Consider the following 22,087-nt stretch of genomic DNA (forward strand, 5'->3'; position numbering starts at 1 on the left):
CCCCGGCAGGGAACGCCGGGGCGGTCACAATGTCAGATCGCCAAGGGGCCGTGCGCGATGTGCGGCAGGACGTGGCGCGCGAACAGGTCAGCCTCCTGCGCGTGCGGATAGCCCGAAAGGATGAAGGCCTCGATCCCTTCGGCTTGATAGGCGCGCAGCTTGGCGAGCACCTGATCGGGCGTGCCGACGATGGCGGCGCCGCAACCCGAACGCGCGCGGCCGATTCCGGTCCACAGGTTGTCCTCCACGAAGCCGTCGCCGCCGGCCGCGCCGCGCAGCTCGCTCTGGCGCTGGACGCCGTAGTTCGCGGCATCGAGCGACTTTTCGCGGATCGCCTTGCCGGCATCGTCATCCAGCTTCGAGAGCAGGCGGTCGGCATAGGCGCGCGCCTCTTCCTCGGTCTCGCGCACGACCACATGCGCGCGATAGCCGAAGCGCAGAGTGCGCCCGAACCGGGTTGCGCGCGCCTTCATGTCGGCAATGGTTTCGCGCACCTTGTCCATGGTGTCGGGCCACATCAGGTAAACGTCGCAACCCTCGGCCGCGCATTCGCGCGCGTCTTCGCTCAGTCCACCGAAATAGAAGGCCGGGCAGCGGCCGGAAAGCGTCGCGATGCGCGGCGGATCGAGCTTCAGCTTGTAGAACTCGCCGTCGACATCCAGATGCTCCCCGTTGAGCAGGGTGCGGACGATCTTCATGACCTCGGTCGCGCGGCGATAGCGCGGACCCGAGGCCAGCGTTTCGCCGGGCATGTCGGACGAGATGATATTGACGTTCAGCCGCCCGCCGGTGCCGGCCGCGTTGGGGCCAAGGATGCGATCGAGCGTGGCGATGCGGCGGGCAAGCTGCGGCGGCCAGTCCTCGCCGATCCGGGTCGCCCAGAGCAGCTTGATCCTGCGGACTTGCGTGGCCACCGCGGCGGCAAAGGCGGTCGTGTCCAGCCCGAGCTGATAGCCGGAGGGCAGCAGGATGTTGTCGAAGCCGCCTTCCTCCGCGCGCATCACGATGTTGCGGCAGTGTTCCCAGCTCGATTGCAGATAGGGGTCGGGAACGCCCAGGAACTCGTAGTCATCATCGCAAAGGGCGGAAAACCAGGCGATTTCGCATTGCTGGGTCATTGTCTTGCCTCCTCAGCGCCGCCCTTCAGGGCAGTCTCTCTCCACGCGCGGCAACCAGCACCGCGTACCATTCCTCGCGCGTCCAGCGGACGTGTGCCGCCTGCGCGGCTTCCTTGATCCGGCCGGCCTGCTGCGATCCCACGATCGGCACGATCCCGGCGGGATGGGCCATCAACCAGGCAAAGGCCGCGACCGTGCGCGACACGCCTTGCGCCTTGGCGACCGTGTCGAGCGCGGCGGCGACGGCGCGCGCGCGTTCGTCGGCCGGCGCGGCCAGGCGTCCACCGCCCAGCGGCGACCAGGCGAGCGGCACCAGCCCCATCATCATCGCCTGATCCAGCTCGCCGTTCTCGAAGCAGGCGATGCGCAGCGGGCTGATTTCGGGCTGGGTCGCGACCAGCTTGTGCCCGAGGAAGTGCTGCAGCGCGGCGATCTGGTGGATGGTGAAATTCGATACGCCCAGCGTCCGGATCTTGCCCGCCGCCACGGCATCGTCCAGCACCCGCGCCACTTCCTGCGGATGGGCGAGGATGTCGGGCCGGTGGACCTGCCACAGATCGATCACGTCGGTGCGCAGGCGGCGCAGCGAGGCATCGATCGCCGCGTTAAGGTAAGCCGCGCTCTGGTCATAGGGCAGCGGCGGCAGGATTCCGCCCTTGGTGGCGAGCACCATCCGCCCGCGCAGGCCGGGTTCGGCCGCCAGCACTTCGCCCAGCAGGGCTTCGGCATCGCCGAAGCCGGCGGTCCCGTCGAAGCCATAGATGTCCGCCGTATCGAGCAGGGTGATGCCGGCGTCGAGCGCGGCATGGACCAGCCGGGCGGCGTCGGTTGCGGTGCGGCCATCCTCGGCCAGCCGCCACATGCCCCAGGCCAGCGGAGAGATGGAAAGGCCGCTGTCGCCCAGCGGGCGCGATGCGGCGGGAAGGGGAAGCTCGCTCATGCAGATGTCCTGGGTGCTGCTGCGTCAGGGATGCCGGGACCTGGCCGCGCCCGATCCTCCTCTCGGTATCGACTATTCGATATGACAACGTGAGACATATACAGGCGACCACGATCGTGCAAGGCCAGATTGCAGGATGCCGTGATCGTCCGAGCGGGGAACATACGATTCCGGTTCAAGGCGGCGCCAGACCTAATCGATCTGGCGCCTTTACCGCCTGTGCGCCGGCCGCTCAGGTGAAAGTGACCTGACGTCCGCCGCGCAGGAACGCAATGGCGTTGCGGCGCAGATGGTTGGATCCGGGGTTGATGATCGGCTCGGGCGAATATTGCGCCAGATAGACGCGGCGCATGTTCGGCGTGGAGTTCGAGCCCGTCGCATGAAGCGCCAGGCTGGAGAACGCCACCACGCTGCCGGCCGGCACTTCCAGCGTCACGCCTTCGGCATCGCCGGTGTAGCCGACCAGGTCGTTGCTGCCTTCCTGGCGGATATGCGGCACGATGCCCTCGCGCGTTTCCGGCGCCTGCGAGAACGGCAGGATGCGCACGGTGCCGTTGGCGACGGTGGTGTCGTCCAGCGTACACCAGCAGGTGAGGTAGGGCTTGTGGTCCGCCGGGCCGCCGTTGCCGACGACATAGCCCGAATCCTGGTGCCAGCTGAACGGCATGCCCTTGGAAGCGCCCTTCACGACATACTGATCATAGAAGAAGTAGGCATCGTCGCCCAGCGTCGCGCGGCAGATGTCGGCCATGGTTTCGCTGAACAGCATTTCGCGCAGTTCGGACTGCGCGCGCTGGCATTCGCCGGCGAAATAGCGCTTGCCCTTGTGGCTGATCCCATCGACTTCCACGCCCAGCGCGTCGAGCCGAGCGTCCTCGCGTTCGATCACGCGGGTGCATTGATCGCGCAGCAGGTCCAGCAGCGGTCCTTCCAGAACCCGCTCGAACACGGCGTATCCCTCGCGCTCGAACTGGGCGCGTTGCTCGGCAAACCTCATTGGATTCTCCCGGTGTCGTGTGGTTGCCCCGTTCGTAGAGCGCGATCGGCCATCGCATCCAATCAAATTGCGCTAGCTAATCATACGCCTATACTATGACCATGCGTATGCGACAGGTTGAGGCGTTCCGCGCCGTGATGATGAGCGGGGGCATTACCGCCGCCGCGCAGATGCTCAATGTCAGCCAGCCGTCGGTTAGCCGGCTGATCGCCGATCTGGAGCGGGCGGTGGGCTTCCGCCTGTTCGACCGGCGCGGCGCGCGCGTGCACCCCACCGAGCAGGCGCAGATGCTGTTCGAGGCGGTGCGGCGCAGCTACACCGGTCTCGACCTGCTCGATCAGGCGGCGCGGCGCATTCGCGCGCATCCCGTCGGCACAGTGCGGATTGCCGCGCTGGCGGCGATCGCGATGTCGATCCTGCCGGCGGTGATCCAGCGCTTCCGCATCCTCTATCCCGACATCAAGGTCACGGTGGAGTCGCTGGGGCAGCGCGGCATCGAGGAACGCGTGTTCCTGGGGCAGGCCGACCTCGGCGTGGGCGTGGACATTCCCCCGCGCGAAGGCATCCGCACGACCAGCGTGGCGCGCGCGGAATATGTCTGCATCCTGCCTTCGGGGCATCCCCTGGCGCAGCGCCGCAGCCTGGCCGTGGCGGATCTTGCCGGCGAGGAATTCATCGGCCCGATGCATGAGGCCGACGCCTTGTGGAACGGCATCGACGCGGCGCTCGCCTCTTCGGGCATCGCGGTTTCTCGCCGACTCGAGACGCAGCATTCGCAAATTCTCTATGCCTTCGTCGAAGCGGGCCTTGGCATTTCCATCGCCGAGCCGTTCAGCGCGCCCCTGTTTCACCGGGTGGGGGTGGCGATCCGCCCGATCACGCCGCCGGTCTATCTCGATTTCGCCTTGCTCGAGCCGGATATTGGGCCGACACCCGAGATCGTGAGCTGGCTGCATGTTGAAATCATGCGCGAAACGGCGGCCTGTCTCGATCATGTCCACAAGCTCATCGCCACAAGGCCATAGCATTTGGACATAGCATACCGATTTTTCTCGATTGGACTGCAATGACCAAAATGCGCACTCCATGACGTAGACGGTCGACATGCACGCCATCCGACAACGGAGCAGGTGTCGATCTCCAGCCTGCGTCCCTCAACCGGGCGCGGTCCGCTGGATGACTGTTGGGGAGGATTGAGTATGCAAACGAAAGCGAAGCTGTGCCTTGCGTTGTCCACCGCGCTGGGCATAACCCTGTTTGCCGCGCCGGCTTTCGCAGCCGAGGCGCAGGCCCCAGCCGGCGAAGAGAGCGGCATCGGCACCGGCGAAATCATCGTCACCGCGCAGAAGCGCGCGCAGAACCTGCAGGACGTGCCGCTGGCGATCTCGGTCGTTTCGGGCGCTCAGCTCGAACGCGCCAACGTCAATTCGGCGGAGCAGCTGTTCCAGCGCGTGCCGACGCTGACGTTCCGCAAGGGCAACACCAACAAGGATTCCGCGCTGTCGATCCGTGGCGTTGGCACCATCTCGTTCGCTTCGGGCGTCGAACCCTCGGTTTCGACCGTGATCGACGGGGTGGTCTTCGCGCGCACCGGCCAGCAGACCTCCGACTTCCTCGACGTCGAGCGCATCGAAGTGCTGCGCGGCCCGCAGGGCAGCCTGTTCGGCAAGAACGCGTCGGCCGGCGTCATCAACATCATCACGCGCGATCCGCCGAAGGCGTTCGGCGGCTATCTGGATGCGGCCTGGTACGAAGGCAACGAATTCCGCGTGCGCGGCAGCGTCGGCGGGGCGCTGGGCGAAGGACTGACGGCCTCGCTGACGGGCTTCTACGCCAAGTATGACGGCAACGGCGTGAACGTGTTCAACGGGCACAAGATCAACGGCTACGAACACTGGGGGCTGCGCGGCAAGGTCGTCTATCAGCCCAACGACACGTTCAAGCTGACCGTGATCGGCGACTATGCGCAGAACAACGACAACGGCTATGCCGACAGCATCGGCCAGGTTTTTCCCGGCGCCTACACCACGGGCGTGTTCATTCCGTCGCTGGCGCCGCTGACGCTCAACGACCGGAACAAGGACATCGACAACGATCTCGATCCGCTGACCAGGGACCGCAACAGCGGCGTGTCGGCGCAGATGGACATCGATCTGGGCGGCGCCACGCTGACCTCGATCACAGCCTATCGCCACTGGTACAACTATCAGCAGCGTGACGGGGATTTCCGGTCCGACGCGCCCAAGTATGTCGCCGCCGGCGCCGCCGCGAGCGATGCGCTGTCGCACGACCGTGGCGATCTGAAGTTCGACCAATTCACGCAGGAACTGCGCGTTGCCTCGTCGGGCAAGCAGTTCCTCGAATATGTCGCCGGGCTCTATTACTACCACACCAAGGAAGTCGATTTCTTCAACCGCACGGTCAAGACCTGCACGGCCTCGACACTGGCGCCGGTGAACGGCCTGACGCTGTGCGATGCAAGTTCGACCTACCTGACGCAGCAGGGCAACGCGGATTTCACCACCAAGCTGACCAGCTATTCGGCCTTCGGCCAGGCGACCGCCAACTTCACGCCCACGTTCCGCGGCATCATCGGATCGCGCTATACGCATGACAAGGTGGCGTTCGACTTCAGCCGCCGTTCCACTTCCGCCACGAGTTTCCCCGGCGTGAACCCGGCCTTTGCCGCGACCGGGTCCACCGCGAAGGATGGCTGGTCGGGCAATGTCGGTCTGCAGTACGATGTGGACAAGGATGTCATGGCCTATGGCACCTATACCCGCGGGTACAAGGGCCCGGCGATCAACGTGTTCTTCAACATGCTGGCGCGCGATACCGGGCCGATCGCTCCGGAAAAGTCAGACGCCTATGAAATCGGCCTCAAGACGCGGCTGTTCGATCGCCGCCTGACGTTCAACATCGCGGCGTTCTACGCCAAGTACAACAACTACCAGGCGAACTTCCTCGATCTGGTGGCGGGACAGGTGGTCACGCGCCTGACCAACGCGGGCAGCGTTTCGACGCGCGGCGTGGAAGTCGATTTCAACGCTTCGCTGACCGACAACTTCTCGCTCAACGGCGGTTTCAACTACACCGACGCGCACATCAACAAGTTCAACTGCCCGACTGGCGCGGCGGTGACGTGCGCCGATGCCATCAACGGCAAGCCGCTGCCCTTCGCGCCGAAGTACAAGGGCACCGTCACCGCCGACTGGCGCCTGCCGCTGGGCCTCGAAGCGTTCAACGTCGATCTGAACACGTCGGTGGTCTATCAGAGCAAGACCAGCTTCGACATCAACCAGAACCCCTATGCCATCCAGACCGCCTATGCGCTGTGGGACATGGGCGTGACGGTGCGGACCAAGGACGACAAGTACAGCGTCTCGTTCATCGCCAAGAACCTGACCGACAAGCGCTTCGTCATCCAGCGCATTCCGAACGGCACCGCGTTCATGCGCCAGATCACGCCGCGCGATGCGCAGCGCTATTTCGGCGTCTCGGCGCGCATGAACTTCTGATTGGGTCGCAGGGCCGCCCCGGTTTCGCGCCGGGGCGGCCCACCCGTTACGCAAAAGACCGCAACCTCGCGAAAGGCCCATGCGATGCGCGGGTTGATGCAGGACTGGCCGTTGACGGTCGACCGGATCGTCGACCATGCTGCCGACTGGGACGGGGATCGCCCCGTCGTCAGCCGCCAGGCCGACGGCTCTCTCGAACGTACCGACTATGCAACGATCCGCACGCGGGCACGGCGCTTGTCCGCCGCGCTCACCGCCCTGGGCATCGGTCGCGGCGACCGGGTCGCCACCATGGCCTGGAACAATGCGCGTCATCTCGAAGCGTGGTTCGCGATCATGGGCATGGGCGCGGTGTGCCACACGCTCAATCCGCGCCTGTTCGCCGACCAGCTCCGCTATATCGTCGACCATGCGGATGACCGCGCGATCCTGGTCGATCCCTGCTTTCAACCGCTTCTGGCCGAAGTGCTGGCTGGAACGGCCTTCAACGGCGCTATCATCGTGCTGGGCGATGCCACTGCCGTCGATGCCGGGGTGCTGCCGGGTGCGGTCCCGGTCGAAGCCCTGATCGCGGAAACCACGGGCGACGTGCGCTGGGGCGATTTCGGCGAAGAGACCGCCTGCGCGCTCTGCTACACCAGCGGCACCACGGGCAACCCGAAGGGCGTGCTCTATTCGCACCGTTCAACGGTGCTGCACATGCTGCTGACCCTGCAGCCGGACGTGTTCGGCCTTTCGATCAACGATGTGGCCATGCCGATCGTGCCGATGTACCACGCCAATGCCTGGGGCATGCCGCTGTCGACGGCGGCCGTCGGCTGCAAGCTGGTGCTGCCTGGCGCGCAGCTTGATGGTGCGTCGCTCCACGCCCTGATCGAAAGCGAGGGCGTCACCTTCTCCGCCGCCGTACCGACCGTGTGGCAAGGCCTGCTCCACCATCTCGATACCACCGGCGGCCGTCTGACCAGCCTGCGCCGGGTCATTATCGGTGGCGCCGCGCTACCCGAAAGCCTGGTCCGCCGCCTGCGCGAACACGGGGTGGAGACGGTGCAGGGCTGGGGCATGACCGAAACCTCGCCCATCGGCACGCATGGCAAGCTGACGCCGGACGTCGCGGCCCTTCCTTTCGAGGAGCAGCTTCCGGTCCGGCTGAGGCAGGGCCGCCCGCCCTTCGGCATCGAACTGAAGATCGTGGACGATACCGGCGCGCGCCTGCCGCACGATGGGGTGACGCCGGGCAGGCTGCATGTGCGCGGCCCGACGGTCGCGTCCGGCTACCTCGGCGGGACGGCGGGCGAGATCCTGGACGACGAGGACTTCTTCGATACCGGCGACATCGCGACGATCGACGCGCAAGGCTACATGGCCATCGTCGATCGCGCCAAGGATGTCATCAAGTCCGGCGGCGAATGGATCAGCTCGATCGAGATCGAGAACATTGCCGCCGGCCACCCCAAGGTGGCGCATTGCGCGGTAATCGGCATCCCGCATCCGCGCTGGGATGAACGTCCGATGCTGGTCGCGGCGCTCCATCCCGGCGAAGAAGCGGCCGCGGAAGATCTGCTCGCCACCCTGGAAGGCCGTATCGCCCGCTGGTGGATGCCGGATACGGTGGCCTTCATCGACGCAATGCCGCTGGGGGCGACGGGCAAGATCGACAAGAAGGCATTGCGCGCGCGCTTTGCCGCGATGACAGATAGCAAAAGGACTGCAAACAATGGCGCCTGACGCGCTCGATACCGGCTTCGCGATCCGCCTTGGCGGAACCACCATCCTGTCGCACGCGGCGGGGGCGCCCTGCATCGCGGTGGGGCGGGGGCATGCGCATGTTGCCGCGCGCCGCGGGCATTTCGATGTTTCGCAGAGCGATGTCGAACGGATCGCGCTGACTCATGCCGAGGCCGATGGCGACCGCATCCGGCTGGCGGAGCACGCGGGTGGCCCGTGGCTTCTCGAACTCGCCGTTTCCATCATTGGCGACGATGCCGTGATCGTGCCGAAGGCGCTCGATCCCACGCTCAACCGGCTGTGGTTGCGCGTGCCGGCCGAGGCGGACGAACACATCTGGGGCGGTGGCGAGCAGTTTTCCTATTTCGATCTGCGCGGCCGCCATTTCCCGTTGTGGAGTTCCGAACCCGGCGTCGGGCGCGATCCGGAATCGGCGCTGTTCCAGCAGGTTGAGGCGCTCGCCAAGGGTGGTGGCGGCTCGTATGCCCACACCAACTACCCGCAACCGACCTTCATCAGCTCGCGCCGCTATGCGCTGCACATCGACAGCTATGCCTATGCCGCGTTCGATTTTCGCGACGCCGCGTTCCACGAGGTTGAGGTTTGGGAAATTCCCGCCCGGATCGAACTGTGGGCGCGGCCGCGTTTCGCCGGCATCGTCGCGGCGCTGGCGGACCGCTTCGGCAAGCAGCCGCCCTTGCCCGAATGGCTCTACAAGGGCGCGGTGATCGGGCTGAAGGACGGTGCGGAGAGCTTCACGCGGCTCAAGCGCTACGAGGAGGCCGGCGTCGCCGTCTCGGGCCTGTGGTGCGAGGACTGGGTGGGGCTGCGCATCACCAGTTTCGGCAACCGGCTGTTCTGGGACTGGAAGTGGAACGCCGAACGCTATCCCGACCTGCCCGGCCACATCGCGGAACTCCGGGAACGTGGCATCCGCTTCCTGGGCTACGTAAATCCTTATCTGGCGGTCGACGGGGAACTTTACGCTCACGCGGCGGAGCACGGCTATCTCGTCATGCGGCCTGATGCGGACGAACCCTATGTCATCGACTTCGGCGAGTTCGATTGCGGCCATGTGGATTTCACCAATCCGGCGGCGGCCGAGTGGTTCGCCGAGGCCGTGATCGGCCGCAACATGCTCGATTTCGGGCTGTCCGGCTGGATGGCCGATTTCGGCGAATACCTTCCCGTCGACGTCCGTCTGGCCAATGGCGAAAGCGGGATGACCGCGCACAACCGCTGGCCAGCGCTGTGGGGCGAAGTCAACGCCAAGGGCGTCGCCGGGCGCGGCAGGACCGGCGACGTGATGTTCTTCATGCGATCGGGCGCTGCGGGCGTGCAAAAGCATTGCCCGATGCTGTGGGCCGGGGACCAGGCGGTGGACTTCAGCCGGCATGACGGGATCGGCACGGTGATCTGCGCCGCGCTCTCAGCCGGTCTGCTGGGCAACGCGCACCATCACAGCGACACCGGCGGCTATACCAGCCTGTTCGATACCACGCGTTCGCCGGAACTGGCGATGCGCTGGGCGGAAATGGCGGCCTTCACATCGATGATCCGCACGCACGAAGGCAACCGGCCGCGCGCCAATACGCAATACGACGACAGCCCCGAACTGCTCGCCCATTTCGCGCGGATGACGCGCATCTACGCGCATCTCGCTCCCTATCTGCGCACGGTGTCGCACGAGGCGGCGGACACGGGCCTGCCAATCCAGCGCCCGCTGTTCCTGCATTTCGAGGACGATCCGAAAACCTATGCCATCCAGACGGCCTATCTGCTCGGCCCCGACCTGCTGGTCGCGCCGGTGATCGAGCAGGGGAGGCAGGACTGGACCACCTATCTGCCCGCCGGCACCCGCTGGGTGCATGTGTGGAGCGGCGAACAGCATGAAGGGGGACGGGACGTGACCGTGCCCGCGCCTTTCGGCCAGCCGCCGGTATTCTATCGTGCGGGCGCGGCAGAGGCCGATCTGTTCGGGACTCTGGCCGCGCTCTGACTTCATGGAGCTAAAGAGAGCATAGGGGTGCGGATTGCCAAATCCCATCCGTTCGTCCTGAGCCTGTCGAAGGACGCGCGCGACGGACGCCCCGCGCGGTAAGCCGCGCCACGATTAAACGATATCGCGCGTCCTTCGACAGGCTCAGGACGAACGGGGTTTCCGTAAGCTCAACGTTCGCAATCGCATCGTGTCCGGAAAGGCGCGTTCGGCCGGAATGGTGGATTTCCAAACCTTGCAAATCCTCCTCGCCCATCTAAGCTTCTCGGGTGTCACTCTACCGCAGATCGTGGCTATTCATGCTGTGGACCGTGCTGGTCTTCTTCACCTCAGGTTGGTGGCTTTTCGGTCCTTTCATCAAGTGGGGGCCGTTGGCCGCACTGCCCGGCATGGCCTTTTGGCTTGCCCATGGTGTTGCGACTGTATGGGTCTTCCGCTGTCCCGAATGCGGATGTTCCGCATTTGCGAGCGGCAAGGGTTGGTTCGCAGTCTACACACTCTGGCCGCACAAGACGTGCCATAACTGCGGCTTAGATCTCCGCGAGGCAAACGTCCGCTAGATTGTCGAATCCGGAAAGACCGTTCTTAAAAAAAGCGTCGGATAGCGGCCGGGCCGTCCGAGCCGAAGTCTGTGCAAGCCGCTAAAGTACCAACAATGTCACTTTACCAAGGCGCTCGGGTAAAGTGACACAGATGGAAAAAGTGCGGGGATCACAAAACACCTGCACTTTCACGATTCACACGGAGTCCGCTTTGTGCTTGATTCGTTCCATGTTGGAATTGCCTTTCAGTTCGCTGCCCCGGCCCGTTGCCGCCGCCACCGAGCGGTCGCTTGATCTGCCCGGTATAATGCGCGCCATCGCGGATCATTCGGCCCGGCCGCGCTACACGTTCATGGTGCTGGACCTGATCGCCCGCGCTGCGGGGAGGGGCGGGGCGGCCGGCCCTTATGTGCGCGAGGGGGAGCAGCTCGTGCCGATCCGCGAATGGTTGTCCGCCGCGATCGCGCCCACCGCCGCACGGCACCATTATCGCCGTGTCACGGTGGGGAAGGTGCGCAAGGCGCTGGAGGAGCAAGGGCAGTTGCCCGACGACGCGGCGGCGTGCGAACGCATGGTGGAGGAGGAAATCGCCAACCGTCTGCGCGCGTCGGGGATGACCGCGGTCAGCCGCGCGGTGTCGGAACTGGTCAAGGCGGGCCTCGTCAAACGGCACTACCAGGGGTATCGCGTCGATCACGAAAACCGCGGCGCGCAGCGGCTGGCGGTCTATACCGTGCCGCCGTTCGTGCGCGCGGTGCTCGATCGGGGCTATGCGGTTCAGCCCTGATCGCGCGTAATGCCCAGCGCGCCCTTGAGCATTGCCGCCAGATGCTGGCGGATCAGGCCGCTCTCCATGTCGGTTCCCATCGCTGCCTCGATCGCCAGCCCGGCCTGAAGGCTGCCCACCACATAGGCCGCGGTGCGGCTATCCAGTAAGGCACTGATTTCGCCGGCGGCCTGGCCTGCCGCGATCATGCCTTGCAGCCGTTCCGCATAGCGGTCCTGCACCTCCTGAAATACCGCCCGCGTTTCCAGGCGGTTGGCCAGCATGGCGCTGAACAGCACGAAGTAGGCGCGCACGGAGGTGTCGGTGAACATCAGGTCCGTGAACCGGTCGATCATCGTCAGCAACCGGTCCAGCGGGCCGGGTACGTCGGCCACGGCCGTGTCGAGCTGGGCGTGAACATGATCGGACACGCGCCGGATGACGGCTTCGATCAGGCCATCCTTCGATCCGTACTTGCGGCTGGCGAGCGCGCGGCTGAAGCCGGCCCGATCGCCCACGCGTTCCAGCGTGGCGGCCGTGTAGCCGTCCTCGGCGATGATCGCCGCTGCCGCCTCCAGCAGGCGGTTTTCCGAATCCTCGCTGCGTTCGCGCTGCGTCCGGCGCGCGGGACGTTCCACGTCGTATTTCTCCAATTTATTTGTTGACCAACAACCAACATAAAAATAGCTTTCCGGTCAAGATATACGAGTCTCCGCCCGGATGCGGAAAGGCAAGAGGAGAGGGTAGCCATGGCGCTGGAACAGACGCTCGCGGAAACGGTCATCAACGCGCAGGCCTATGCCGATGGCGACAGGGTGGACGATGCGTTCCGGCGTATCCGCGCCGAAGCGCCGCTCGACGTGGCGGAACTGGAAGGCTTCGATCCGTTCTGGGTGGTCAGCCGCCATGCCGACATCAAGGATATCGAGCGCCAGCCTGAGCTGTTCCACAACGGCGATCGGTCAACTTTCATGTCCAGCCGCGAGAACGAGGCCAAGGTCAAGGCACTGACCGGCGGCGATCCCAACCTGATCCGCAGCCTCGTTTCCCTGGACGGGCAGGAGCACAAGGACCTGCGCGGTATCCTATTTCCGCACCTGACGCCCCGCGCGATCCGCCCTCTGGAGGAACAGGTCCGCAAGATCGCGCGCGAATTCGTCGATCACATGCTGGCGAAGGGCAGCGAATGCGATTTCGCGATGGATGTCGCCTTCCTCTATCCTCTGCGCGTGATCATGACCGTGCTGGGCGTGCCGCAGGAAGACGAGCCGTTCATGCTCAAGCTGACGCAGGAGCTGTTCTCGAACGCCGATCCCGAATTGAACCGTGCTGGCAAGGAGCAGACGCCGGAGGAAATTCTCAAGTCGCTGTGGGAAACCACGATGGAGCTGGAAGCCTATTTCGGCGCCGTGACCAAGCGTTTCCGCGAAAACCCCAGCACCGAAGTCAACAGCCTGATCGCCAACGCCAAAGTGAACGGCGAATACCTCAACCATCGGCAGATCATGGGCTATTACATCATCGCCGCCACGGCGGGGCATGACACCACCTCCAACACCACGGCGGGGGCGATGTGGGCGCTGGCCGAACGGCCGGAACTTCTGGGACAATTGCAGACCGATCCTTCGCTCATTTCGGCCTTCGTCGAGGAATCGATCCGCTGGGTCGTGCCCGTCAAGCACTTCATGCGGTCGGCCGTGGCGGATTGCGAGATCGGCGGGAAACGGATCGCGGCGGGCGACTGGCTGATGCTGTGCTACCAGTCCGGCAACCGCGACGAGACGGTGTTCGACACCCCCTTCGATTTCCGGCTGGACCGTGGCACCAACCCGCAGATCGCCTTCGGTTATGGCGTCCACGTCTGTCTGGGCCAGCACCTCGCGCGGATGGAAATGCGCATCCTGTGGGAAGAGCTGTTCACGCGACTGAAGTCGGTGGAACTGGCGGGCGTGCCTTCGCGCACGATTTCCAATTTCGTGTGCGGGCCAAAGCACGTGCCGATCCGCTTCACCGCGCAGTAAGGGACGGGCAGGCGTATGGGCACCCCTTCACGCCGCTGGCGCTGCCGGAGCTGCGGGTACATCTACGACGAGGCGCTGGGCCTTCCCGAACAGGACATCGCGCCCGGCACACGGTTCGAGGATGTGCCGGAGGATGCGTTCTACTGCCCCGACTGCGGCACCGAGAAGCAGGACTTCGAATTGATGGATTACTGAGGCGGGGCATCGCTCCCGCTCGGGCGTGCCAAGGATTACCCTCACGTATTCTGCGGAATCCTCGCCCGCAGGCGTGGCGCGGCGAAATCCCAAAACGCGCGCAGCTTCAAGGGCAGGATCGCCTGACCGGTGTGGACCAGGTGAACCGGCGAAGGTTCCGGCTCGAACGAGCCCAGGAGGCGCACCAGCTGCCCGGCCTCTATCGCCTCGCGCACCTGATAGCTCAGCAGCCGGATGATCCCCAGCGCGCCGCACGCCGACGCGATCGCCGCTTCGGCCGAATTGACCGAGAGGCGGGGCTTTACCGTCACGGCCTGAGCATCCTTGCCCCGGCCAAAGCGCCACACGTTCGTTCCGTATATGCCGTCGAACAGCACACAATCGTGCTGAGATACCTCCTCGGGCGCGATCGGCGCGCCTCGCGCGGCGATGTAGGCAGGGCTGGCGCACACACGCCAGACGACTTCGCCCAGCCGCGTCGCCACCATCGTGCTGTCGGGCAGCGCGCCGATGCGCACGGCGGCATCGACGCGGTCGTCGATCAGGTTGACCACATAGTCGGCCAGCACCAGCCGCACATCGATTTCGGGATAAGCCTGCAGGAATTCGCGCACCACGGGTTCGACATGGAGCCGCCCGAACATCAGCGGGGCGGTGATGGTCAGGTGCCCGCGCGGCGCGCGGTATTCGCCCATGGCCAGGCGCTCCGCTTCCTCGACGTCATCGAGAATGCGGCGGGCGCTGGCGACGTAATGCGCCCCGGCCTCGGTAAGCTGCAACCGCCGCGTCGTGCGTACCACCAGACGCGTGCCGAGATGGCTTTCCAGATCGGAAATCTTGCGGCTGACCGTGGCCAGCGGCATGCCGAGGGCGCGGGACGCGGCGGTCAGGCTCCCGCCTTCGATGGCGGCCAGCAGCGTTCGCATGGCATCGAACCGGTCCATCAAACTCTTCCATAATTCAGAACAATGCTTCCTGAATTGGCAGGATACTCCATCACATCGGGATTACCTAGATCATTCCCATCCCCCCTAGCCGATGAGGAATTCCATGTCTGATACTTCCCCTACAGCGTCCCGGATCGCCGGACGCATCGCTGGCGTCGCACTGACCGGCGCGGTTGCCGTGGCCGGCCTTGCCGTGCCCGCGCTGGCCGCCGGAACGCTCGAACACCCGATTACCACCGTCGCCGATCCGGCACAGGTACGCTATGGCACGGTCCCCGTGGACGGGCTGAACATCGCTTACCGCGAAGCCGGAGACGCCAGCCTTCCCAAGCTGGTTCTGCTGCATGGCTGGCCGTCGTCCTCGCACCAGTTCCGCGATATGATCCCGCTGCTGGCACGCCGCTTCCATGTGATAGCTCCCGACTACCAGGGCTTCGGCAACAGCGACGCCCCCGATCCCGCGAGCTATGCCTACTCGTTCGAGGGCATTTCCCGCACGATCGAAAAGTTCCTGGCGGCCAAGGGCTTCGATCACTACGGCCTGTTCGTGCAGGATTATGGCGGCCCGGTGGGCTTCCGCATCGTGGCGCGCAATCCGGTCGCGCTGGACTGGCTGGTCGTCCAGAACTCCAACGCCTACGAGGAAGGCTTCTCGCCCGCGTGGGACGGCTTCCGCAATGCGCTGTGGGTCAACCGCAACGCCGACACCGAAAAGCCGCTGGCCGCGTTCAACACGCCGGAGGGGGTCAAGGGCGTCTATCTTGCCGGCGCGGGCCACCCGGAACTGGTCAGTCCCGATGCCTGGCTCAGCGACAGCGCCTTCGTCGCCCGCCCCAACAACCTGCGCATCCAGCTCGACCTGTTCTACGATTACCGGACGAACCCGCCGCTCTACCCGGCGTGGCAGAAGCTGCTGCGCGATCGCCAGCCGAAGACGGTGATCTTCTGGGGCCAGCACGATCCGTTCTTCCTGCCTGCCGGCGGCGAAGCCTTCCTGCGCGATTTGCCCAAGGCGGAAATGCACCGGCTGAACGCGGGGCATTTCGCGACCGAGGACAACCTTCCCTACATCGTGGGGCACATGATCGATTTTTACGATCGGCAGGTGGCCAAGGCCCGCTGAGGGATCGTCCGGCCTTCGGGCCGGTGGCAGCCGGTGCTTCCCCTCCGCACCGGCTGCCCTGTTCCATGCGGAGCGGAGCAGGTCCCGAGATGAGCGATTTCCAACGGTTTCCGAAGCGCCGCCATTTCCTGAGCCTGGCGCTTGGCGGCATGGCCGCCTTTTCCGCCGTGCGCAAGGCCGTCGCATCCCCCTTGCGAGCCGTGGCGAAGGACGAGGCGCGGCCGATCCGTGCCCTTGCGTTCGATGGCTTCACGATATTCGACCCGCGCGCCGTCTCCGCGGCGGTGGTGTCGGCCGTGCCGGACCGGGGCGCGGCTTTGGCTGGAGCATGGACGAACAAGCTATTCGCGCTGTCATGGCTGGAAACGGCGGCGGGCCGCTACAGCGGGTTCGGGCGGTTGGCCGATGCCGCGCTGGATTTCAGCGCGCAGGCCATGGGCATCGCGCTGACGCCCGCGATCCGGCGCGATCTGGTGGCGGTGTTCGGGCAGCTTCCGGCCTGGCCCGATGCCGCAGCCGCGCTTGAACGGTGGCGCAGCGCCGGCATCCGTCTTGCCTTCCTGTCCAATCTCGAAGCCGACGTGCTGATCGCGAACACGCGCCGGAACGGATTGGGCGGTCTGTTCGAGACGCCATTGAGCACCGACCGGGTCCGGGCATTCAAGCCATCGCCCTGCGCCTATGCGATGGGGCCGGCGCATTTCGGCCTGACGATGCAGGAGATCGGCTTCGTCGCGTTCGGAGGGTGGGATGCCTTGGGCGCACGCTGGTTCGGCTACCGCACCGCCTGGATCAACCGCCTTGGCGTGCCGGAGGAAACGCTCTCGCCGCATCCCGACAGCGCCGGACCCGATCTGGCGGCCGTCGACCGGCTGCTCCGATAAGGGGCTTCCGCTTGTGAAAAAAGAAAGGCCAGCACGAAGGCTGGCCTTGGAAAGTTTGGGAGAGGATGCCTGAAAGGCCTGTTCTCTAAAGCGGTCTGACCACCTTCCTGCAAGTGCGAAGAACGGGGTTCGGCTTGCATGAATTGCAAGTTGCCGACGACGGCGTCAGCCACGCGTCAGCGGCAGGGCCTTGGGGCTGCGGAAATTGGACGAGGACACCCAGTCCAGCACGGCTTGCGTCCGGGCAAATTCCGGTATCCGCGCCAGCAGTTCCTCGTAGGCGATCTGCGTCGCCAGGCGGCCGATCATCGAGCCGAGGCAGGCGTGAACGCCGCCGCCGAAACCAAGATGCCGCTTTGCGCGCCGGGTGATGTCATAGACATCGGGGTTCTCGAACATGCGTTCGTCGCGGTTGGCGGCGCCATAGGCCAGGATTACGAAATCCCCGGCCTTCATCGTCTGGCCATGCAGATCCACATCGCGCGTCAGGCACCGCTTGAACCGCTGGGCCGATGTGTTGAACCGCAGCGATTCCTCGATCGCATCGGGGATCAGCGTGGGATCGGCCACCAGCGCGCGCCGCGCATCAGGATAGTCCGCCAGGTTCAGCCCGAACATCGCCATGAAGCCGGAAAGGCTTTCGATCCCGGCCATGATCAGCGTCGTCACCGTCAACTGCACTTCGCGGTCAAGCAGCTTCTCGCCGTCGATCTCGGCGGTGATGAAGTTCGACAGCAGATCGTCGCCCGGTGCCTTCTTGCGCGCCTGCACCAGCCTTTCGGCATAGTCGGCCATCCAGCGGAACGCGGCGAGGTGCGCCTCGGTCTTCTGCCGGGTGACGGGATCGGTCTGCACCATTAGCACAGCATTGTCGCGCACCTGGTCCGCCCCTTCGGCCGGAAGCGCGAAAAGGTGGAACAGGAGATCGACCGTGACCTTCCCGGTATAATCGTTGACCAGATCGAACACCGGCCTGCCTTCCAGCGCGGCCAGGTGCTTGCGGCACGAGGCGCGCGTCGGTTCGATGATGTGCTCCAGCGCGCGCTTCGTCACGGCCGACTGGATCAGCGCGCGCAGCCGGTCATGGCGCGGCGGATCGCTGCTGCCCAGCGTGGCGCCCGCGCGGCCGGGAAACTCGTTGACCAGGTTTCCCTTGGCCGAACTGTAGGTGCGCCAGTCCTGCAGGGCGCTCAAGACGTCCTGATAGCGCGACAGCACCCACATTCCCGCCTCTTCCGACCAGAAGCAGGGGTATTCGTCGCGCAGCGTCTTATAGGCGGGAAATGGATCGGCATCGATCGCGGGAGAATAAGGGTCGAAACGGAACGCCGCGCGCTCCATCACCGGGGCATCGTTCATCGCGCTATCCTCTCTCGGCAACTTCTCTTGTGCCTTATGGCCCAGGCCCGCATCATGCCCCGCGCGGATCGCCGCTGCCACGCAGCTTTGCGGCAATTTCTTGCACTTTTCGCGCACTCTGGCCATCTTGGTGAAGGAAGGGGCCTGTCATGCGCGGCAAGGAAGTGAAGCGGTTTACGCTCTATGGCGAGGATGGCCGCATCATCGGACCGGAGTTTGTCCATATCGAGCGGATTGCCGATCGCTCCAGCCTGCACGACTGGACCATCGCGCCGCACAGCCATCCCGGCATGGCGCAGGTGCTGATGATCGAGACCGGAGCGGTCGATGTCGCCAGCGATGGTTCGGCGCGCAAGATCGCGGCGCCGGCCTGCATGATCGTGCCCAGCGGCTGCGTTCACGCCTTTCGCTTTGCCGTCGCGACCGAAGGTTGGGTCCTTTCCATGGCTGTCGCGCTGTTGCACGATCCGCGCATCGCCGGTCTGCTGGAAGGATTGAGTCTCGACGGTGGTGGCGCGCGCATCGTCCCGCTGGAACCGGAGGACCGGCAACGCGTCCGGCTGAGCTGGCTGCTTGCGGATATGGCAGACCGGCTGGAGCAGGGGCTTCGCGCCACGCCGGCGCTGCTCGCGCAGCTTGGCCTCGTTCTGGCCACGCTGGGCGAAACGCTGGCCGCGTCCCTCCCTCAGGATGCCAGCAAGGACCGGCGCGCGGCTCTGGTGGCCTGCTATCGCGGATTGATCGAAGCGCGGTATCGCGATCACTGGTCGGTCGAGCGGTACGCCCACGCCCTTGGCGTCACCTCATCGACCCTGACGCGGGCGTGCAGGGCGGTGTTGGACAAGGCTCCGGGCGATCTCCTGCAAGATCGCCTGGCATTGGAGGGGATGCGCTTCCTGGCCTTTACCGGCATGGGCGTGGCGCAGGTGGCGGATCGTCTGGGCTTCGACGATCCCGCTTATTTCGCCCGGTTCTTCAAGAACCGCACCGGCCAGACGGCCAGCGCCTTTCGCGCGCAAAGGGCGTGGGAAGGGCTGGAACGGTAACGGGATGGCACGGGATGCCGGTCAAACGAGACCGAGGTCCACCGGCTGCATTCCGGGGAAGACCGCCGAAATCTGTTGAGAGCTAAGGCCGTAGAGCCGCGCGAAAATGCCGCCGAGCAGCGCGCGGTAGTCGGTCAGCACGGGCAGGTCGCGCTGCTGGTTGAGCGTGTCGGCCGAAAGGCGCACTTGCGGGCCGACCATGCGTCCGCCCCGCACATTGCCGCCCAGCACCCAATAAGTGCTGCCATGCCCGTGATCGGTGCCCTTGTTGCCGTTTTCGCGAAAGGTGCGGCCGAATTCGGAAATGACGATAACCGTGGTATTGGTCCATTGCGGCCCGCTGGCCTCGGCGAAAGCGGCCAGGCCCCGCCCCAGATCGCCGATCCGGTTGGCCAGCGCGCCATCGGCGGCGCCCTGGTTGGTGTGCGTGTCCCACCCGCCGACGTCCAGGAAGGCAAGGTTGAAGCGATCCTGCATCAGCGCGGCGATGCGTCGTGCTTGCGCTTCGAAGCCGCGCGGGTTGACCGCCCCGCGACTGGCCTTGACCATTTCGTCCTGCAACGCGCCATAGGCATCTGCGCGCACGCTGAACCCTTCGGTCACGGCGACCTGCGGGGCCAGGGCCTGTGCCGTTGGCGTGGCATACATCGCCTCGATCAGCTTTTGCTGCCGCGCGTCGAAGCTGGGCTTGGTGACGGTGTTCACCGCGAGGTTCGGCACCTGAAGACTGGCCGAATGGAAGGCGATGGGAACCTGATTACTGAAGGCGATCGGATGGCATCCCGCCACCGTGGCCGCGAGCCGTCCGAGAAAGCCCGAGCGATAGTCCCGGCTCCCCGCAAGGGGCTGACCAAGCTCGATGGTATCCTGCGTCTCGAAGTGGCTGCGGCTCATGTCGTCGGTGCCGGCGAAGGGTACGAACGCCAGCTGGCGCTTCTGCCAGAGCGGGTAGAGGCTCTCCGCCAGTGCGGGATGCAGGCCCCAGTCGCTATCGAGCGGCAGCGCGGCCTTGGGGTTGGCCGGATCGGGTCGGGCGATCGCGATCGTGGGCCGCGCGGCGTAGTAGAAATCGCTAGAGACCGGCACGATGATGTTGGCGGCATCGTAAGCGCCGCGCAGAAACACCACGAGCAAGCGTTGCGATCCCAGCGCGGGCACTGCCAAAACGCGCGAACTGGCCATTAGCGCTCCGCCGGCTAGACCGGCAGCAAGCAGATCGCGGCGGGAAAACGGGAAAGCGGTCATGGTGCTATCTCCCCATGAAGTCGGGCGAGGCGAGGAACAGGACATTCCATTCCTGCGGGCTGGCCGCCTGATCCAGCGCGGTGCGCGTGCCCGGCGACAACTGCTTGTCCAGCCCGCCGTAATAAAGCGCGCCTTGCAGCACCGGAAAGGCTTGCCGCGGGGTGCTCGACGGCGCCTCACCCTTGAACAGCCCGGCGGAGCCGTTGCCGATCGCCTGCGCGATCTCGAATCGTTGTTCGATCTGCCCCGGGCCGTTCCACGCGGTGCGTTCCAGCGGATAGCCGTCTGGGGTAAGATGACCGTAGAAGGGCTGGCCCAGCCGGTTCAGCCAGTTCGCGATCGGCTGGGTATTGGCGATCATCCGATCGTCGTAAGCCATCCGCACCGCCGAGAGGACGAAGTGCTGCGGATCCTTGAGCAGCGGATGGGAAAGCGAGGCCCGAAACTCCGGGCTGTGGAACAGCAGGTCCAGCACGGCGGCGATTTCGCCCCCGCTTTGCGCCCAGCGTGCCGCCATCCGCTCGATCAGCGCCGGGGGCGGGCTGTCGGCGACGAAATACTGCGCCAGCTGGCGCGAGACATGCCGGGCGGTGGCGGGCTGGGCGCACAGGATATCGAGCGCCTGACGCACCTCGTCATAGCCGGACCCTTTGATGACATGGCCGAGGAAGACCTTGTCGCCCATGTCGTGGCGGCCGGGATAGAAGGCGAACATTCCATCGCGGATCGCCGCGGGATTGGTAGGGTTCGGTCGCTCCGGCCGATCGGGGTTGACGATGCCCACCCCGGTCAGAATGCGCGCAAGTTCCTGCACGTCCTTCTGGGTATAGCCCGAGCCGACCCCCATGGTGTGCAGTTCCATGATTTCGCGCGCGTAGTTCTCGTTGATGCGACCCTTGGCGTTCTGCGCGTTGTCGAGATATTGCAGCATGGCCGGCGAGCGCAGCGTCGCCTCCAGCAGATCGCGGAACCGCCCCAGCGCGTGCGGGCGAATGGCCTGATCCTCGTAGTCCCGCACGAGCAACCGGATTTCGGCCTTTTCAGCGTGGACGTTGAAGTGGTTGAGCCAGAACGCGGTGAGCTGCTCGCGCAGCTGATTAGGCGAATAGAGCGCGCGCAGAATCAACCGGGTCTGGTCCTGCTTGAAGGCCTCGCCAAGATAGTCGCGGCGCACCTCCTGCGGAGTGGGTGGAGCCGGGGGCATGGACTGAGTCGCTGCGGTACCCGATGGCCCGGCCTGCATCGGGTTCGGAGCGGCCGGACCGTTGGAGGCAGCCCCTTGGCCTGGCGGCGGCATCGCAGCTTGCGTAGCCTTCGCCGCTGTAAGCTGTTCGCGGAATTCGCGCACCAGAGCGACGGTGCTTTGGTCGCGCATCGGCAAGGCATCGACCATTGCCTGGGCTGCGGGGGGCAACCGTTCTGAAGCGGGTGGATGCAGCTCCGCCTGCAACCACGCCTCCGCCCCCATCGCCCGCATGCGCTGCACCTCGGCTGACGTTGCCCCCCAGGTCAGCCGGTTGACCATGGCGAGGTCGAGATCAGAGGAGGGCTTGTCTTCGGCCAGCGCCGGCTGCGCGACTAGCGCCAGCGCAAGGGCGGCTAAACTCTGCTGCAACAACGGGCGACGCATGGGGGGCTCCGTTCCGTATCGTCACGGTT

General features: G+C 65.3%; 18 protein-coding genes. 10 read left to right on the top strand and 8 right to left on the bottom strand.

The features are described 5' to 3' along the window. Positions 1-32: 32 nt before the first annotated feature. The 3 genes from FA702_RS18725 to FA702_RS18735 form a co-directional block, all read right to left on the bottom strand. Positions 33-1,118 carry an LLM class flavin-dependent oxidoreductase gene (locus FA702_RS18725; protein ID WP_136957645.1) on the bottom strand — a complete coding sequence of 362 codons (1,086 nt, stop codon included), beginning with the start codon at positions 1,116-1,118 and terminating at the stop codon, positions 33-35. 25 nt (positions 1,119-1,143) lie between these two features. After that, entirely contained in the window at positions 1,144-2,058 is a 915-nt protein-coding gene (locus FA702_RS18730; RefSeq protein WP_136957646.1) for an aldo/keto reductase family oxidoreductase, read from the bottom strand. 232 nt (positions 2,059-2,290) lie between these two features. Next, positions 2,291-3,055 carry a phytanoyl-CoA dioxygenase family protein gene (locus tag FA702_RS18735; RefSeq protein ID WP_136957647.1) on the bottom strand — a complete coding sequence of 255 codons (765 nt, stop codon included), beginning with the start codon at positions 3,053-3,055 and terminating at the stop codon, positions 2,291-2,293. Positions 3,056-3,156: 101 nt separating this feature from the next. On the opposite strand from FA702_RS18735, the gene FA702_RS18740 reads away from it, so the two are divergent. The 5 genes from FA702_RS18740 (at position 3,157) to FA702_RS18760 (ending at position 11,629) form a co-directional block, all read left to right on the top strand. Then, on the top strand, positions 3,157-4,080 hold the full coding sequence (locus FA702_RS18740) for a LysR substrate-binding domain-containing protein (RefSeq protein WP_168196139.1): 924 nt from the start codon (positions 3,157-3,159) through the stop codon (positions 4,078-4,080). A gap of 174 nt (positions 4,081-4,254) precedes the next feature. Beyond that, entirely contained in the window at positions 4,255-6,573 is a 2,319-nt protein-coding gene (locus FA702_RS18745) for a TonB-dependent receptor (protein ID WP_136957649.1), read from the top strand. An 84-nt stretch (positions 6,574-6,657) separates the two neighbouring features. Further along, positions 6,658-8,301: a long-chain-fatty-acid--CoA ligase gene (locus tag FA702_RS18750; protein WP_136957650.1), complete on the top strand. Its 1,644-nt coding sequence runs from the start codon at positions 6,658-6,660 to the stop codon at positions 8,299-8,301. Next, positions 8,291-10,300, top strand: coding sequence for an alpha-glucosidase (locus tag FA702_RS18755; protein WP_136957651.1), 2,010 nt, complete (start codon positions 8,291-8,293; stop codon positions 10,298-10,300). The genes FA702_RS18750 and FA702_RS18755 overlap by 11 nt, the downstream gene beginning before the upstream one ends. A gap of 771 nt (positions 10,301-11,071) precedes the next feature. Beyond that, complete coding sequence (locus FA702_RS18760; protein WP_255504883.1) at positions 11,072-11,629, top strand: hypothetical protein; 558 nt, start codon at positions 11,072-11,074, stop codon at positions 11,627-11,629. Here the strand turns inward: FA702_RS18760 and FA702_RS18765 are convergent. Then, on the bottom strand, positions 11,620-12,246 hold the full coding sequence (locus FA702_RS18765) for a TetR/AcrR family transcriptional regulator (RefSeq protein ID WP_168196140.1): 627 nt from the start codon (positions 12,244-12,246) through the stop codon (positions 11,620-11,622). The two genes, FA702_RS18760 and FA702_RS18765, sit on opposite strands and share 10 nt — an antisense overlap. A 111-nt stretch (positions 12,247-12,357) precedes the next feature. Here FA702_RS18765 and FA702_RS18770 point away from each other — a divergent pair, with 111 nt between their 5' ends. After that, a complete protein-coding gene (locus tag FA702_RS18770) occupies positions 12,358-13,629 on the top strand; it encodes a cytochrome P450 (RefSeq protein ID WP_136957653.1) in 1,272 nt (423 codons plus the stop codon). Positions 13,630-13,644: 15 nt separating this feature from the next. Beyond that, positions 13,645-13,824 carry a rubredoxin gene (locus tag FA702_RS18775; protein ID WP_124809513.1) on the top strand — a complete coding sequence of 60 codons (180 nt, stop codon included), beginning with the start codon at positions 13,645-13,647 and terminating at the stop codon, positions 13,822-13,824. Between the two features lie 41 nt (positions 13,825-13,865). On the opposite strand, the gene FA702_RS18780 is transcribed toward FA702_RS18775, so the two are convergent. After that, entirely contained in the window at positions 13,866-14,768 is a 903-nt protein-coding gene (locus tag FA702_RS18780) for a LysR family transcriptional regulator (RefSeq protein WP_136957654.1), read from the bottom strand. Between the two features lie 106 nt (positions 14,769-14,874). Between FA702_RS18780 and FA702_RS18785 the strand changes: the two genes are divergently transcribed. Together FA702_RS18785 and FA702_RS18790 are read left to right on the top strand one after the other, a co-directional pair. Continuing rightward, on the top strand, positions 14,875-15,894 hold the full coding sequence (locus tag FA702_RS18785) for an alpha/beta fold hydrolase (protein WP_136957655.1): 1,020 nt from the start codon (positions 14,875-14,877) through the stop codon (positions 15,892-15,894). A gap of 89 nt (positions 15,895-15,983) precedes the next feature. Further along, entirely contained in the window at positions 15,984-16,778 is a 795-nt protein-coding gene (locus FA702_RS18790; protein WP_255504885.1) for a haloacid dehalogenase type II, read from the top strand. Between the two features lie 165 nt (positions 16,779-16,943). On the opposite strand, the gene FA702_RS18795 is transcribed toward FA702_RS18790, so the two are convergent. After that, positions 16,944-18,137, bottom strand: a complete 1,194-nt coding sequence (locus tag FA702_RS18795) for a cytochrome P450 (RefSeq protein WP_255504886.1) — start codon at positions 18,135-18,137, stop codon at positions 16,944-16,946. Positions 18,138-18,286: 149 nt separating this feature from the next. On the opposite strand from FA702_RS18795, the gene FA702_RS18800 reads away from it, so the two are divergent. Beyond that, the gene (locus FA702_RS18800) at positions 18,287-19,183 is read left to right on the top strand and encodes a helix-turn-helix domain-containing protein (RefSeq protein WP_136957656.1); all 897 of its coding nucleotides are present in this window, start codon (positions 18,287-18,289) and stop codon (positions 19,181-19,183) included. 21 nt (positions 19,184-19,204) lie between these two features. Here the strand turns inward: FA702_RS18800 and FA702_RS18805 are convergent, their stop codons facing one another. Both FA702_RS18805 and FA702_RS18810 read right to left on the bottom strand, forming a co-directional pair. Then, a complete protein-coding gene (locus tag FA702_RS18805; protein WP_370385536.1) occupies positions 19,205-20,428 on the bottom strand; it encodes a DUF1501 domain-containing protein in 1,224 nt (407 codons plus the stop codon). 4 nt (positions 20,429-20,432) lie between these two features. Then, positions 20,433-22,058, bottom strand: coding sequence for a DUF1800 domain-containing protein (locus FA702_RS18810; protein ID WP_136957657.1), 1,626 nt, complete (start codon positions 22,056-22,058; stop codon positions 20,433-20,435). Positions 22,059-22,087 lie beyond the last annotated feature (29 nt).

This window comes from Novosphingobium sp. EMRT-2 (assembly GCF_005145025.1).
Lineage (GTDB): Bacteria > Pseudomonadota > Alphaproteobacteria > Sphingomonadales > Sphingomonadaceae > Novosphingobium.

Excerpts from the sequence above, each read along its gene's own strand:
- FA702_RS18725 (WP_136957645.1), bottom strand. The coding sequence starts at position 1,118 with ATGACCCAGCAATGCGAAATCGCCTGGTTTTCCGCCCTTTGCGATGAT.
- FA702_RS18730 (WP_136957646.1), bottom strand. The coding sequence starts at position 2,058 with ATGAGCGAGCTTCCCCTTCCCGCCGCATCGCGCCCGCTGGGCGACAGC.
- FA702_RS18735 (WP_136957647.1), bottom strand. The coding sequence starts at position 3,055 with ATGAGGTTTGCCGAGCAACGCGCCCAGTTCGAGCGCGAGGGATACGCC.
- FA702_RS18740 (WP_168196139.1), top strand. The coding sequence starts at position 3,157 with ATGCGTATGCGACAGGTTGAGGCGTTCCGCGCCGTGATGATGAGCGGG.
- FA702_RS18745 (WP_136957649.1), top strand. The coding sequence starts at position 4,255 with ATGCAAACGAAAGCGAAGCTGTGCCTTGCGTTGTCCACCGCGCTGGGC.
- FA702_RS18750 (WP_136957650.1), top strand. The coding sequence starts at position 6,658 with ATGCGCGGGTTGATGCAGGACTGGCCGTTGACGGTCGACCGGATCGTC.
- FA702_RS18755 (WP_136957651.1), top strand. The coding sequence starts at position 8,291 with ATGGCGCCTGACGCGCTCGATACCGGCTTCGCGATCCGCCTTGGCGGA.
- FA702_RS18760 (WP_255504883.1), top strand. The coding sequence starts at position 11,072 with ATGTTGGAATTGCCTTTCAGTTCGCTGCCCCGGCCCGTTGCCGCCGCC.
- FA702_RS18770 (WP_136957653.1), top strand. The coding sequence starts at position 12,358 with ATGGCGCTGGAACAGACGCTCGCGGAAACGGTCATCAACGCGCAGGCC.
- FA702_RS18775 (WP_124809513.1), top strand. The coding sequence starts at position 13,645 with ATGGGCACCCCTTCACGCCGCTGGCGCTGCCGGAGCTGCGGGTACATC.
- FA702_RS18780 (WP_136957654.1), bottom strand. The coding sequence starts at position 14,768 with ATGGACCGGTTCGATGCCATGCGAACGCTGCTGGCCGCCATCGAAGGC.
- FA702_RS18785 (WP_136957655.1), top strand. The coding sequence starts at position 14,875 with ATGTCTGATACTTCCCCTACAGCGTCCCGGATCGCCGGACGCATCGCT.
- FA702_RS18790 (WP_255504885.1), top strand. The coding sequence starts at position 15,984 with ATGAGCGATTTCCAACGGTTTCCGAAGCGCCGCCATTTCCTGAGCCTG.
- FA702_RS18795 (WP_255504886.1), bottom strand. The coding sequence starts at position 18,137 with ATGAACGATGCCCCGGTGATGGAGCGCGCGGCGTTCCGTTTCGACCCT.
- FA702_RS18800 (WP_136957656.1), top strand. The coding sequence starts at position 18,287 with ATGCGCGGCAAGGAAGTGAAGCGGTTTACGCTCTATGGCGAGGATGGC.
- FA702_RS18805 (WP_370385536.1), bottom strand. The coding sequence starts at position 20,428 with ATGACCGCTTTCCCGTTTTCCCGCCGCGATCTGCTTGCTGCCGGTCTA.
- FA702_RS18810 (WP_136957657.1), bottom strand. The coding sequence starts at position 22,058 with ATGCGTCGCCCGTTGTTGCAGCAGAGTTTAGCCGCCCTTGCGCTGGCG.